At 60.1% G+C, this 12,894-nt stretch carries 11 protein-coding genes; 10 read left to right on the top strand and 1 reads right to left on the bottom strand.

Annotated features, from left to right (window positions below):
* Window positions 1–200 precede the first annotated feature (200 nt).
* The 7 genes from KVG88_RS01830 (at window position 201) to KVG88_RS01800 (ending at window position 7,502) form a co-directional block, all read left to right on the top strand.
* On the top strand, window positions 201–797 hold the full coding sequence (locus tag KVG88_RS01830) for a paraquat-inducible protein A (RefSeq protein ID WP_150700347.1): 597 nt from the start codon (window positions 201–203) through the stop codon (window positions 795–797).
* Complete coding sequence (locus tag KVG88_RS01825) at window positions 794–1,450, top strand: paraquat-inducible protein A (protein ID WP_150700346.1); 657 nt, start codon at window positions 794–796, stop codon at window positions 1,448–1,450. The genes KVG88_RS01830 and KVG88_RS01825 overlap by 4 nt, the downstream gene beginning before the upstream one ends.
* Window positions 1,431–3,107 (top strand): PqiB family protein, encoded by a 1,677-nt coding sequence (locus tag KVG88_RS01820; RefSeq protein ID WP_150700345.1) that lies wholly within the window; start codon window positions 1,431–1,433, stop codon window positions 3,105–3,107. The genes KVG88_RS01825 and KVG88_RS01820 overlap by 20 nt, the downstream gene beginning before the upstream one ends.
* A 17-nt stretch (window positions 3,108–3,124) precedes the next feature.
* The gene (locus tag KVG88_RS01815; protein ID WP_217870113.1) at window positions 3,125–3,682 is read left to right on the top strand and encodes a PqiC family protein; all 558 of its coding nucleotides are present in this window, start codon (window positions 3,125–3,127) and stop codon (window positions 3,680–3,682) included.
* A gap of 137 nt (window positions 3,683–3,819) precedes the next feature.
* A complete protein-coding gene (locus KVG88_RS01810; RefSeq protein WP_217870112.1) occupies window positions 3,820–4,833 on the top strand; it encodes an iron ABC transporter substrate-binding protein in 1,014 nt (337 codons plus the stop codon).
* Window positions 4,834–4,836: 3 nt separating this feature from the next.
* Window positions 4,837–6,435, top strand: coding sequence for an ABC transporter permease (locus KVG88_RS01805; protein WP_217870111.1), 1,599 nt, complete (start codon window positions 4,837–4,839; stop codon window positions 6,433–6,435).
* Window positions 6,432–7,502 (top strand): ABC transporter ATP-binding protein, encoded by a 1,071-nt coding sequence (locus tag KVG88_RS01800; protein WP_217870110.1) that lies wholly within the window; start codon window positions 6,432–6,434, stop codon window positions 7,500–7,502. The genes KVG88_RS01805 and KVG88_RS01800 overlap by 4 nt, the downstream gene beginning before the upstream one ends.
* A gap of 125 nt (window positions 7,503–7,627) precedes the next feature.
* On the opposite strand, the gene KVG88_RS01795 is transcribed toward KVG88_RS01800, so the two are convergent.
* The gene (locus KVG88_RS01795; RefSeq protein ID WP_217870109.1) at window positions 7,628–8,566 is read right to left on the bottom strand and encodes a site-specific integrase; all 939 of its coding nucleotides are present in this window, start codon (window positions 8,564–8,566) and stop codon (window positions 7,628–7,630) included.
* A 181-nt stretch (window positions 8,567–8,747) separates the two neighbouring features.
* Here KVG88_RS01795 and KVG88_RS01790 point away from each other — a divergent pair, with 181 nt between their 5' ends.
* The 3 genes from KVG88_RS01790 to KVG88_RS01780 all read left to right on the top strand — a co-directional run bounded on the left by KVG88_RS01790 (window position 8,748) and on the right by KVG88_RS01780 (window position 12,891).
* Window positions 8,748–10,127 (top strand): UDP-glucose dehydrogenase family protein, encoded by a 1,380-nt coding sequence (locus KVG88_RS01790; protein WP_217870108.1) that lies wholly within the window; start codon window positions 8,748–8,750, stop codon window positions 10,125–10,127.
* 733 nt (window positions 10,128–10,860) lie between these two features.
* Window positions 10,861–11,568: an HPP family protein gene (locus KVG88_RS01785; protein ID WP_217870107.1), complete on the top strand. Its 708-nt coding sequence runs from the start codon at window positions 10,861–10,863 to the stop codon at window positions 11,566–11,568.
* 216 nt (window positions 11,569–11,784) lie between these two features.
* Window positions 11,785–12,891 carry an enoyl-CoA hydratase/isomerase family protein gene (locus tag KVG88_RS01780; RefSeq protein ID WP_217870106.1) on the top strand — a complete coding sequence of 369 codons (1,107 nt, stop codon included), beginning with the start codon at window positions 11,785–11,787 and terminating at the stop codon, window positions 12,889–12,891.
* Window positions 12,892–12,894 lie beyond the last annotated feature (3 nt).

Raw genomic sequence — 12,894 nt, 5'->3', positions numbered from 1 at the left:
CGTAGGAGCTGCCGCAGGTTGCGATCTCTTGATCCTGATCTTTTCAGATCAAAAGTTCGCGGCCTGCGGCCGCTGCTACTTTGACCGCGTACATCCGCGGGCTTGTCTAAATCGTTCGGCCTTTCGATTTGCTCAATTGCGAGTCGCTTCTATATTGAGGGGGTGCTCATCACTTTCCTGCCTCCTGTCGAGCCTGACCCATGGCAACTACTGATCAACTGATCATTTGCGAGCACTGTGACTGCGTGTACGAAAAAGTGACGCTCGCCAAACATCAGAAAACCCTGTGTACCCGCTGCGGCGGCGTGCTTCAGCGCTATAACGGCCTCACGGTAGAGCAACGCCTGGCGTTGACCTTCACCGCGTTGATGCTGTGGATCTTTGCCAACTTCTATCCGGTCATGAGCATCAGCCTCAAAGGCCTGAAAAACAGCGCGACGCTCTGGGATTCGGTGCTGGCCCTCAGTCTTGGCCCCATCACGTTCATCGCCATGGTGGCGGCTATTGCCATGATCATCGCCCCCATCATCCAGCTGTTATTGCTGATCTGGGTCTTGAGTTTTGCACTCTCCAACACACGCTCGCCCGGGTTCAAATTCTGCATGCGCTGGCTCGAAACGCTCAGGCCCTGGAGCATGCTTGAAGTGTGTCTGCTCGGAGCGATGGTGGCGGTGATCAAGCTCGCCGGGTTGCTGGACGTACTGCCCGGCATCGGCCTGTTCGCCCTGGCTGTCCTCAGCCTAATGATGATCCGCATTGCCGGCCGCGATATCCGCGAACTATGGGATATCCAATGACAACGCCCCCGCTCGCCGACGAACTCAATCTGTGCTTGTGCCACACCTGTGGCCTGGCATGCGACGTGACCCATCAAGCGCACGAATGCGAACGCTGCGGTGCGCCGCTGCATCGCCGCAAAACCAACTCGTTGACTCGAACCTGGGCCTTCATGATTGCGGCCCTGGTGTTTTATATCCCGGCCAATCTGTTGCCGGTGATGAACACCAAGATGGTCGGCAACGGCGCCGACAGCACGATCATGAGCGGCGTGCTGGAGTTCTGGGAGGCTGGCGCCTGGGACATCGCGCTGATCATTTTCATCGCCAGTATCGCGGTGCCGGGCATCAAGTTCGTGGCGATTACCTTGCTGCTAGTCACCGTGCAACGTGACAGCGACTGGGCGCGCAAAGAGCGTTCGAAGCTATACCGCTTCGTCGAGGTGATTGGTTACTGGTCGATGCTCGATGTGATCGTCGTCGCCTTGGTGGCCTCGCTGGTGAAGTTTCAAGCCCTGGCCGACATCGAACCACGCCCGGGCATACTTTTTTTCGGGCTGGTGGTGGTGTTTACCATGCTGTCGGCGATGAGTTTCGACCCGCGGTTGATTTGGGATAACGAACGGGAAGTTCCGCAAAATCAGGAGGTCACGGATGCAGTCGCAAACCACTAACGAACCACGTGCCCCAGGGCAGGCGCCCATCAAGACCCGGCGTTTCAGCATATCGCTGGTCTGGATCGTGCCCATCGTCGCGGTGCTGGTGGGTATTTCGCTGGTGGTGCACAGCATCCTGCAGGAAGGGCCGACCATCGTCGTCAACTTCAAGACCGGCGACGGCCTGACGGCCAACAAGACCGAGGTCAAATACCGCAACGTGGTGATCGGCCACGTCACCGACGTCGAGCTGAGCAACGACCAGAAAAGCGTCAATGCCACCATCAAATTGGCGAAACAGGCCGAATCCTTTACTCGCGAGGACTCGCAATACTGGGTGGTAAGGCCTCGTATCGGCGCTGGCGGCGTGTCGGGGATCGATACCTTGCTGTCCGGGGACTACATCGGTGCCGATATCGGCCAGGCCAACGGCCGCGCGAAAAACTTCAAAGGCCTGGAAAACCCGCCACCAATCACTTACGGCGAGCCGGGCAAGCGCTTCACCCTGCACACCCAGGACCTGGGGTCGCTGGATATCGGCTCGCCGGTGTACTACCGCAAGATTCCGGTCGGCCAGGTGGTGGCCTACGCACTGGACCCGGACGGTAAAGGCGTGAACATCGAACTGTTCATCCACTCGCCCAACGATCAGTACGTCACCGAAAACACCCGGTTCTGGAATGCCAGCGGGATTGACGTGAACGTCGGCGCCAATGGGTTTGCGGTCAAGACCGAATCCCTGTCCTCGATTCTTGTCGGCGGCATTGCCTTCCGCGCCCCGGAATACAGCCCTAACGACAAGCCGGCGCCCGAGGAATACGCCTACGAACTGTTCGACGACCAGCAAACCGCCCTTGCCCCGCCCAACGGCAAGCCGCAATACCTGGCGTTGCGCTTCGATCAGGCGCTGCGCGGGCTCAAGGTCGATGCCCCGGTGGAATTCCTCGGCGTGGAAATCGGCAGAGTGGTGTCGATCAACCTGGATTTCGATGCGAAAAAGCGCAGCTTTCCGCTCAACGTCGGCATCGTGATCTACCCGCAGCGTCTGGGGCAGGCACACCTGAAAATGCTCGCCGCACTCAATCATGACCCCAATGATGAGGCTGGGGGCGTGCGCGTGATCGGCACCTTCATCGAAAACGGCCTGCGTGCCCAGGCCCGCACCGGCAACCTGTTGACCGGCCAGCTCTACATCGCCCTGGATTTCTACCCCAAGGCCGAGAAAGTCGCCTTCGATGCCACGGCTCGCCCGGTCATGATTCCGACTGTGCCGGGTAGCCTCGAGCAGTTGCAGGAAAAACTCGAAGCCATGGTCGACAAGATCAACAAACTGCCGGTGGAGCGTATTGCCGGCAATCTTGACGGCAACCTCGTAGAGATGCGCAAAACCCTGAGCCAATTCAACAGCAAGACCTTGCCAGGGGTGCAAAGTACCTTGTCGAACGTCAGCAAGACCCTGGAGTCGGCCGACACCACGCTGAAATCGGCGAACTCGACCCTGGCCGAAGATTCGCCGCAACGCGAGCAACTGGGGCAAACCCTGGACGAACTCGGGCGCACGTCGCGGTCCCTGCGTGATCTCGCGGATTACCTGGGCCGTCATCCGGAATCGCTGATACGCGGCCGTCCCGACAATGCCGCCCCCATGGATCTGCAAGGGCCACCGAGCAAATGACTACAGGAGTAACACCCATGGCTTTTCCATTGAAGTTGACTCTGGTCGCCGCGTTGTCTCTGCTCGCCGCGTGCCGCAGCGATCCGATTCAGTTTCACACCCTGACCCCGGCGCAGATGCCCGGCAATTCCAGGGCCGCGACGGATATCCAGATCGAAGGCCTCACCGTCCCGCCGCAGGTCGACCGACCGCAGATCGTGGTGCGTGAAGGCAACACCGGCATGGCGATTCTCGAAACCCAATGGTGGGGCGCCAGTCTCGTGGATGAGCTACGCAGCGCCCTGACCGACCAGATGGTCAACAGCAATCCGCAACGCAGAGTCTCGGTGCGCCTTGAGGTGCAGCGCTTCGACTCGATCCCGGGCCAGTACGGGCTGATCGATGTGAAATGGCGCCTGCGGGGCGCCAGCGGCGATGAAAATGCACTGCTGTCCTGCCGCAGTACGTTGCAGACCCCTTCAGGGCCATCCATCGATGAATTGGTGGCCGCGCAGCAAAACAACGTCAAGCGCCTGGCCGCGGTGATCAGCCAGGCAGCCAGCAGCTCGCAAAAAGGGTGTCCTGCGGCCCCATGAATTGACGAATTTTTCTTATTTCAGGCTTTACATTTGCCGCGCAGCAAACATGCAAATGATTCCTATTGATCTACAATAATCGACGTTGCCTTCGTCGAATCTGCTTGCTCGATACTAAAAACAGGAGCTGCCACAGCATGATTTCCCGCATCCCGCCTTTCCTGAAAACAGCCTTGCTGGCCACCGCGCTTGTCAGTGCCGGCCACGTGTGCGCAGCCGATGACGTCGGCCTTGTGGTGTACAACGCGCAGCACGAGAGCCTGACCAAGGCCTGGGTTGAAGGTTTCACTCAGGAAACCGGGATTCCGGTCACCTTGCGCAACGGCGACGACACCGAGATGGGCAACCAGATCGTGCAGGAAGGCGCCAGCTCACCCGCCGATGTGTTTCTGACCGAAAACTCGCCGGCCATGGTGCTGGTCGATAACGCCGGTTTGTTCGCGCCGATCGACAAGGCCACGCTGGAGCAAGTCGACAATGCTTACCGCCCGGCCCACGGAAAATGGCTGGGTATCGCCGCGCGTTCGACGGTGTTTGTCTATAACCCGAGCAAACTGCCAGAAGCCGAGCTGCCGAAATCGATCATGGACCTGGCCGCCCCGAGCTGGAAAGGTCGCTGGGGCGCCTCGCCGGGCGGTGCCGACTTCCAGGCGATTGTCGCCGCGATGCTGGAGCAAAAAGGTGAAGCCGCGACCCTGGAGTGGCTCAAGGCGATGAAAACCAACTTCACCGCGTACCGGGGCAACAGCTCGGTGCTCAAAGCGGTCAACGCCGGGCAGATCGACAGCGGCGTGATCTATCACTATTACAGCTTCGTCGATCAGGCCAAGACCGGCGAAAACAGCAAGAACACTCGCCTGTACTACTTCAAGCACAAGGATCCTGGCGCGTTTGTCAGCATTTCCGGTGGCGGTGTCCTGGCGTCCAGCAAGCACAAGGAACAAGCCCAGGCGTTCCTGAAATGGATCACCGGCAAGGACGGCCAGGCCATCCTCAAGGACGGCAAATCGTTTGAATACGCCGTGGGCAAGAACGCTCAATCCAATCCTGCATTGACGCCTTTGCAGCAGCTCGATGCGCCAACTGTCGACGCTTCGAAACTCGACAGTAAAAAAGCCGTGGAGCTGATGACTCAGGCCGGACTGCTTTAATTGATGCCTGAAACCCTGCCGGCGGGTGTGACTGACGCTGTACCCGCCAACCTGCGCCGACGCTCTCGCGGCACGTTCGCGAGCCGTGGCGGTGCGTGGGTGGTCGGTTTGTCGGTGCTGGTGTCGTTGTTGGCGCTGCTGCCGATTGCCTATGTCATCGGCGTGTCTTTGCAGACTGGCTGGGCCACGGTCGTGACGCTGGTGTTCCGGCCACGGGTGGGTGAATTACTGGTCAACACCGTATTGCTGGTGGTCATCACCGTGCCGCTGTGCATCGCACTCGGGGTCACCCTCGCCTGGCTGACAGAGCGCACCAATCTGCCGGGCCGGCGCTGGTGGTCGTTGCTGGCGACGGCGCCGCTGGCGGTACCGGCCTTCGTGCACAGTTATGCGTGGGTCAGCCTGGTGCCACCGATTCACGGATTGTTTGCCGGGGTGCTGGTCTCGGTCATCGCCTACTTCCCGTTCCTCTACCTGCCGGTGGCCGCGACCCTGCGTCGGCTCGACCCGGCCATCGAAGACGTTGCCGAATCCTTGGGGCTCAAACCCTGGGCGGTGTTTTTCCGCGTGGTGCTGCCGCAGTTGCGCCTGGCCATTTGCGGCGGCGCATTGCTGGTCGGCCTGCACCTGCTGGCCGAGTATGGGCTGTACGCGATGATCCGCTTCGATACCTTCACCACCGCGATCTTCGATCAGTTCAAATCCACCTTCAACGGGCCTGCCGCGCACATGCTCGCCAGCGTGCTTGCCCTGTGTTGCCTGGCAATGCTCACCGTCGAATCGGCCGCCCGAGGCAACGCTCGTTATGCCCGCGTCGGTTCGGGAAGCGCGCGTGAGCAGCGGATCGTCTGCCTTCGCGCCCCGGCAACCGCACTTGCATTGGCGTTGCAGCTGATGACCTGCGCATTAGCGCTGGGCGTGCCGTTGCTGACTTTGGGCAATTGGCTGATTGCCGGAGGCTTGCCGGTCTGGGACATGGCCGAGCTGCTACCGGCACTGGAGCAAACCCTGTTGTTCGGCGTTGCCGGCGCCGCGCTGACCACGTGCGCAGCGATCCCCATTGCCTGGCTGTCGATCCGCTATCCCGGCCGCATGCAACGCGCCCTCGAAAGTTGTAACTACATCACCAGCTCGTTGCCGGGCATTGTCGTGGCGCTGGCACTGGTGACCGTCACCATCCATTTCGCCCGGCCGATCTATCAGACCACCATCACCGTGCTGCTGGCGTATTTGTTGATGTTCCTGCCCCGCGCTTTGGTGAGCCTGCGCGCCGGTATCGCCCAGGCCCCGGTCGAGCTGGAAAACATCGCCCGCAGCCTCGGTCGCTCCCCTGCCCGCGCGTTGTGGCTGATCACCCTGCGGCTGGCCGCACCGGGCGCCGCCGCCGGAGCCGCGCTGGTGTTTCTGGCGATCACCAACGAATTGACCGCTACCCTGCTGCTCGCGCCCAACGGCACGCGCACATTGGCCACCGGGTTCTGGGCCATGACCAGCGAAATCGACTACGCCGCCGCGGCGCCTTACGCGTTGCTGATGATTGTGCTGTCGCTACCGTTGACCGGACTTCTTTATCACCAATCGAAAAAAACGGCTGGCCGATGAACACACTCGAATTGCACGCACTGAACAAAACCTACGGCACCCACCGCGCTTTGGACAACGTCAGCCTGTCCGTCCCCAGCGGCAGCCGCACGGTGATTGTCGGGCCTTCGGGTTCAGGCAAAACCACGTTGCTGCGCATGATTGCCGGCTTCGAATTTCCAGACACCGGTCGCTTGTCGCTCAACGGTCAGACCCTGGTCGACAGCACCCATGAAGTGCCGGCGCATCAACGCCTGATTGGTTATGTCCCTCAGGATGGCGCGTTGTTCCCGCACATGACCGTGGCTGCCAATATCGGCTTTGGCTTGGCGACCAAGGGCAATGAAAAGCAGCAGCGCGTAGCGGAATTGATGGACAGCGTGGCCCTGGATTCAAACATGGCCGAGCGCTGGCCCCACGAACTGTCCGGCGGCCAGCAACAACGCGTGGCCCTGGCGCGGGCACTGGCGCAGCAGCCGCGTTTGATGTTGCTGGATGAGCCGTTTTCGGCGCTCGATACCGGCCTGCGTGCGGCCATGCGCAAGATGGTCGCAAAGTTGCTGGCCGATGCCGGCGTGACTACGATTCTGGTCACCCATGACCAAAGCGAAGCCCTGTCCTTTGCCGACCAACTGGCGGTGATGCGCCAGGGTCGCCTGGTGCAGTCGGGCCATCCACTGGATCTTTACCGCTATCCGGAAGACGAGCAAACCGCCCTGTTTCTCGGCGATGCGGTGGTCATGCCGGCGCGAATCGAAGCCGGTTGGGCGCATTGCGATCTGGGCCGAATACCGGTCAACAACCACCGCAACAACAGCACGGCGCAGATCATGCTGCGGCCCGAGCAATTGCAACTGGTCAGCCTGCTGCCCAGTGATGCCGAGATGTCCGGCTGCCGAGCGGTGGTCACCGAGCGCGATTTCAGCGGCAACACCTGCACGCTGACGGTTGAATTGCAGCCGTTGGTCAACGGCGATCAGCGCGGTCGTTCATTGCTGGTACGCAGTTCGGGCATGTACGCGCCACCGGCCGGCAGCGCGGTTCATGTGTCGACCATTGGCCATGCTCACGTACTCAGCGAGCCTTGAACCGAACGTCCGTTGCGCGGCCGAACGCAGCCTTCGTCAGCGGCTACAAAAAAACCCGTGTGCAAGCTCTGTAGCAACTGGCGAAGGCTGCGTTCGGCTGCGCAGCAGTCGTCATTTACGATTTATCACAGATCAAACCGGTCAACCGCCCGGCGCCGCTCGTTGTCGTCTCGCACGTCGTAATTGGCAGTGGTCTGGATGTTGCTGTGATGGGCAAGCTTCTGCGCAATCGACAAATCATGCTCTTCAATCACACGGGTAATGAACGAACGACGGAAATCATGGGGCATGATTTTCACCCCGACCTGCGTTCCGCGTTGCCGGGCAATGTAGTAAATCGCATGTTTGGTGATGCGCTCGCGGGTGATGTGGCTGCCGCGGCGGATCCGATTGAACAGGAACGGGTCATCCTCTTCGCCGTCCTTGAGCATCGAGCGCCGTAGCTCCAACCAGGCATCGAGTTTGGCGAAGGCCCAGGCCGGGGCGTACTTGATCAACTGCTTGTTGCCCTTGCCAGTCACCCGCAGGCTGCGCTCGGCGAAGTCGACCTGATTCAGGTCCAGGTTGACCGATTCCGACTTGCGCATGCCCGAACCGTACAAAATCCCGATGATCGCTGCGTCCCGCAAGCCCTGTGGCCGTGGATCGGCGGCGCAAACTTCCATCAGTTCCTGAATCAGCGTGCGCCGCAGATTGCGGCCCTGGGACAGGCGCGTGCCGGCAATCCCCTTGACCGAACGCATTTTCAGCAAGTGTTCCTGACTGATCAGGCTCATGCGCCATGCTTCATTCATCACGCCGCGCACCGCGTTGACGTACAACGAAGACGTGTTCGGCGCGTACCCATCGGTGCGCAACGTGGCGACCAGGGCAATGACGTCTTCAGGTTGCAGGTTGTGCCAGGGAATCTCTTCGATGTTGACTTCGTCGAAGCCCAGGCGATCGGCAGCGTCCTGCAACACATAGCGCATGGTCAGTTGGCTGGAGGGCGCCAAACGCGCCAGATAGAGGGTCAGCGGGTTGGTCTTGGGCGAACTTGGATCAGCAACAGGTAAGTCAGTCAAACGAAACGGCCTTGAAAAAAGAAGTCGCTACAAACGGTGTGCAGACAAAGAGGGTCGTTACGCTGCCGGTCATGGCCGACAAAGTCAAATGTCGCCGACAAGGGCCACCGCCCTGGCGATAGATGAACTGAAACATGGTGATGCAATCCTCGAACGCAGTCGATCGCGGCAGGAGCAAGCCATGAAAATCAGTGTATTTGGTAGCGGTTACGTCGGCCTGGTACAAGCAGCCGTGCTGGCTGAAGTCGGGCATGACGTCGTGTGCATGGACATTGACCAGAAAAAAGTCGAGTTACTGCAACAGGGCCACGTGAGTATTTTCGAGCCCGGGCTGGCCAGCCTGGTGCGCGAGAGCCTGGACGCCAAGCGGTTGCAGTTCACCACCGATGAAAAATTCGCCGTGCAACACGGCCAGGTATTGTTCATCGCCGTGGGCACGCCGTCCCGGGAGGATGGCTCGGCGGATTTGCAGTACGTGCTGTCGGTGGGTGAAGCCGTGGCGCGCCATCGTGAGCAACCGGTGATTTTGGTAGAAAAATCCACGGTACCGGTGGGCACCGGCGATAGCCTGCGCGCGCACATCGACAAATGCCTGATCAAGGTCGGGCGCTTGCTGCAGTTCGATATCGTCTCCAACCCCGAGTTTCTCAAGGAAGGCTCCGCCGTGGCGGATTGCCGGCGCCCGGACCGCATCATCATTGGTTGCGAACGTGATGAGGTGCGTGACGTAATGCGCGACCTGTACGCGCCGTTCAACCGCAACCATGACCGCGTCATGTTCATGGACCTGCGCAGCGCCGAGCTGACCAAGTACGCGGCTAACTGCATGCTGGCGACCAAGATCAGCTTCATCAACCAGATTGCCGAACTCGCCGAACACTTGGGTGCGGACATCGAATCAGTGCGGCTGGGCATCGGCGCCGACTCGCGCATCGGCTACCACTTTATCTACCCCGGTTGCGGTTACGGCGGCTCGTGCTTCCCCAAGGACATGCGTGCGCTGATCCACAGCGCTGAAGAGGCGCACTGCTCCAGCGATTTGCTGCAAGCGGTCGAAGCCATTAACCAACGGCAGAAACACAAGCTGTTCGAGCGGATCAAGGCGTTTTACAAAGGCGATTTGCGTGGCAAGACTTTTGCCGTGTGGGGTTTGGCGTTCAAGCCGAACACCGACGACATGCGCGATGCGCCGAGCCGCGTCCTGCTCGAAGCGCTGTGGGCAGCGGGTGCCAACGTGCGAGCGTTCGACCCGGAAGCCATGCAGGAGACCCAGCAGTTGTATCCCGACGAATCGAAACTGATGCTCATGGGCACGCCGGAATCAGTACTCAACAGCGCTGACGCCCTGATCATCTGCACCGAATGGCAACAGTTCAAGGCACCGGACTTCGATCTGATTCGCCAACGCCTCAAAGCCCCGGTGATCTTTGACGGGCGCAATCTGTATGACGCCGAACGTCTGGCCCGCAATGGTTTCACGTACTTCCCGATGGGCCGTGGCGAGTCGCGCAAGTTGCCGATTCCTCATCAGCAATGGCCTGCTGCTCAGGTGGTGGCTTAACAACTACCCACACCCTGTAGGAGCTGCCGCAGGCTGCGATCATTTGATCTTTGGCAACCTTATGTCTGGTAAAGAACAAGATCAAAAGATCGCAGCCTTCGGCAGCTCCTACAGAAATAGAGGTGTTCTGTTAATTGCTCGCAGGATGCGCGATCAAGACCGTGACGGTTAACGCCGGGAAATAACACGGTGCCCTGTAGCAGCTGCCGAGCCTGCGAGGTTGCGTTCGAGGACGAAGTCCTCGCCTGACTTGACGACTGCTTCGCAGCCGAACGCAGCCTCGCAAGCTCGGCAGCTGCTACACAGACATGCCGATATCTGGAGCACTACCGACGTCCTCCTCCTGGCCCGACCAGCACAAGGCCTGCCTGGCCCTGGCCTTCAACCTCGACGGCCCGTACCGGGCTCTGCCGGGATCGAATTGAAGAAATGGATTCGGTGCGTACACTGGATCGGCGGCTGACTTGAACGGCCCCCGGCGCCCACGATGTTTTATGCCTTGAGCGCGCTCACCGCGATGGGCGGGTTCCTGTGTTTCATGAGCGGTCGGCGCGTGGCTTTACCTCAGAATTAATGAACTGAAGCTTCATTAATATGAATTTGTCAGCATCAGAAATCATCGGCACACTGTGCTCGTTCCTCCCCCAATAGTTGGAACAACTTCAAGGGCTTTCTGGATATCCCAGATAAGCCTTTTTTTTTCCTCAAATTTTTCATTGGAAAATTCAACATCATGCTTGCTCGCTGGTTGCCCGCCGCCATCAACACCCGCCCCACTGAATGGAGCCGTGCTGCCATCGGCATGGCCCTGGGCACCCTGCTCAGTGTCTGGCTGTGTGGCCAGGTGTTCGGCATCGAAGTGGCGCAACACCTGATCGGGCCGCTGGGCGCTTCGGCGGTGCTGCTGTTTGCCGTGTCTTCCGGCGCACTCGCCCAGCCGTGGTCGATTATCGGCGGCTACTTGAGCGCGGGTGTGGTCTCGCTGCTGGTGGCCCATGTTTTGGGACGTACGCTGGGCAGTGCCTGTCTGGCGGCGGGCATGGCGTTGTTGCTGATGTGCTGGCTGCGTTGCCTGCATCCACCGGCCGGCGCCTTGGCGCTCACTTTAGTGCTGGCCGACCCGGCAACCATCGCCATGGACTGGAAAGCCCTTGGACCCGTGATGCTCGGCGCTTCGATCATGTTGCTCAGCGCCCTGGCCTACAACAACCTCACGCGCATCCGCTACCCCAAGCGCGCCAGTGAACCGGTGGCCGTGGTCCCTGCCGATCACCCTCCCGTGGAATCCCAGGCGATCACCGCGCAAGACCTGAAACTGGCTTTGGCCGAGATGGAAGCGTTCTTCGACATTACCCCTGAAGACCTTGAACAACTGGTCCACGCCAGTGAACTGCATGCCAAGCGGCGCAGCATTGGGGAAGTGTTGTCGCGTACGCATTAAGGATCAAAGATCACGGCCTTCGGCAGCCCCCACATTGCAATGCAACCTCCTGTAGGAGCTGCCGAAGGCTGCGATCTTTTTCTTTGCCATAAGGTATAAACGCAGACAGCGCCTGCACATATCCCGGTTGTACATCACAAATTTGCACTGTTACGATCCTGCATCGCTCGCGCGCGAGCTACTCTAATAAAGAACAATAAAAGCAGGGAGTTAGTGATGACTGCTCAGGTTTCATCGAAAGGGATTCGGTCCATGGATGCCATGCAAAATGAAGTGCTGGCCGAGGTTCGCAACCACATCGGGCATCTGACCCTCAACCGCCCCGCCGGCCTCAACGCCCTGACGCTGGACATGGTGCGCAACCTGCACCGCCAGCTCGATGCCTGGGCACAGGATTCGCAAGTGCACGCGGTGGTTCTGCGCGGTGCCGGCGAAAAAGCCTTCTGTGCCGGTGGTGACATTCGCTCACTGCACGACAGCTTCAAAAGCGGCGACACCCTGCACGAAGATTTCTTCGTTGAGGAATACGCCCTCGATCTCGCGATCCACCATTACCGCAAACCGGTGCTGGCCCTGATGGACGGTTTTGTCCTGGGCGGCGGCATGGGGTTGGTGCAAGGCGCCGACTTGCGCGTGGTCACCGAAAAAAGCCGTCTGGCGATGCCGGAAGTCGGCATTGGTTATTTCCCTGACGTCGGTGGCAGCTACTTCCTGCCGCGCATTCCCGGTGAATTGGGGATTTATCTGGGCGTCAGCGGCGTGCAGATCCGCGCCGCCGATGCGCTGTATTGCGGCTTGGCTGACTGGTACCTGGACAGCAGCAAAATGGCCACGCTGGACGAAAAACTCGATCAGCTCGAATGGCGCGATACACCGCTCAAAGACCTGCAAAGCCTTCTGGCGAAACTCGCCGTGCAGCAATTGCCCGACGCGCCACTGGCTGCATTGCGCCCGGCCATCGACCACTTCTTCGCCTTGCCTGACGTGCCGAGTATGGTTGAGCAAATGCGCGAAGTAACGGTCGCCGACAGCCACGAATGGGCGACCACCACCGCCGACCTGTTAGAGACCCGCTCACCGCTGGCCATGGGCGTGACCCTGGAAATGCTCCGTCGCGGACGGCACCTGAGCCTTGAACAATGTTTCGCCCTTGAACTGCACCTGGACCGCCAGTGGTTCGAGCGCGGCGACCTGATCGAAGGCGTACGCGCCTTGCTGATCGACAAAGACAAGAACCCGCGCTGGAACCCGCCGACCCTGCAGGCGCTGGACGCCGAACACGTCGCGAGTTTCTTCAACGGTTTCGATGAGAGCGGGAGCTGAGCC

It is taken from the genome of Pseudomonas azerbaijanoccidentalis (assembly GCF_019145495.1).
Taxonomy (GTDB): Bacteria; Pseudomonadota; Gammaproteobacteria; order Pseudomonadales; family Pseudomonadaceae; genus Aquipseudomonas; species Aquipseudomonas azerbaijanoccidentalis.
The sequence above is the reverse complement of the archived record's forward strand: the minus strand, read 5'-3'. Positions and strand labels throughout refer to the sequence as shown.

Excerpts from the sequence above, each read along its gene's own strand:
- KVG88_RS01820 (WP_150700345.1), top strand. The coding sequence starts at position 1,431 with ATGCAGTCGCAAACCACTAACGAACCACGTGCCCCAGGGCAGGCGCCC.
- KVG88_RS01815 (WP_217870113.1), top strand. The coding sequence starts at position 3,125 with ATGGCTTTTCCATTGAAGTTGACTCTGGTCGCCGCGTTGTCTCTGCTC.
- KVG88_RS01805 (WP_217870111.1), top strand. The coding sequence starts at position 4,837 with ATGCCTGAAACCCTGCCGGCGGGTGTGACTGACGCTGTACCCGCCAAC.
- KVG88_RS01785 (WP_217870107.1), top strand. The coding sequence starts at position 10,861 with ATGCTTGCTCGCTGGTTGCCCGCCGCCATCAACACCCGCCCCACTGAA.
- KVG88_RS01780 (WP_217870106.1), top strand. The coding sequence starts at position 11,785 with ATGACTGCTCAGGTTTCATCGAAAGGGATTCGGTCCATGGATGCCATG.
- KVG88_RS01790 (WP_217870108.1), top strand. The coding sequence starts at position 8,748 with ATGAAAATCAGTGTATTTGGTAGCGGTTACGTCGGCCTGGTACAAGCA.
- KVG88_RS01810 (WP_217870112.1), top strand. The coding sequence starts at position 3,820 with ATGATTTCCCGCATCCCGCCTTTCCTGAAAACAGCCTTGCTGGCCACC.
- KVG88_RS01830 (WP_150700347.1), top strand. The coding sequence starts at position 201 with ATGGCAACTACTGATCAACTGATCATTTGCGAGCACTGTGACTGCGTG.
- KVG88_RS01800 (WP_217870110.1), top strand. The coding sequence starts at position 6,432 with ATGAACACACTCGAATTGCACGCACTGAACAAAACCTACGGCACCCAC.
- KVG88_RS01825 (WP_150700346.1), top strand. The coding sequence starts at position 794 with ATGACAACGCCCCCGCTCGCCGACGAACTCAATCTGTGCTTGTGCCAC.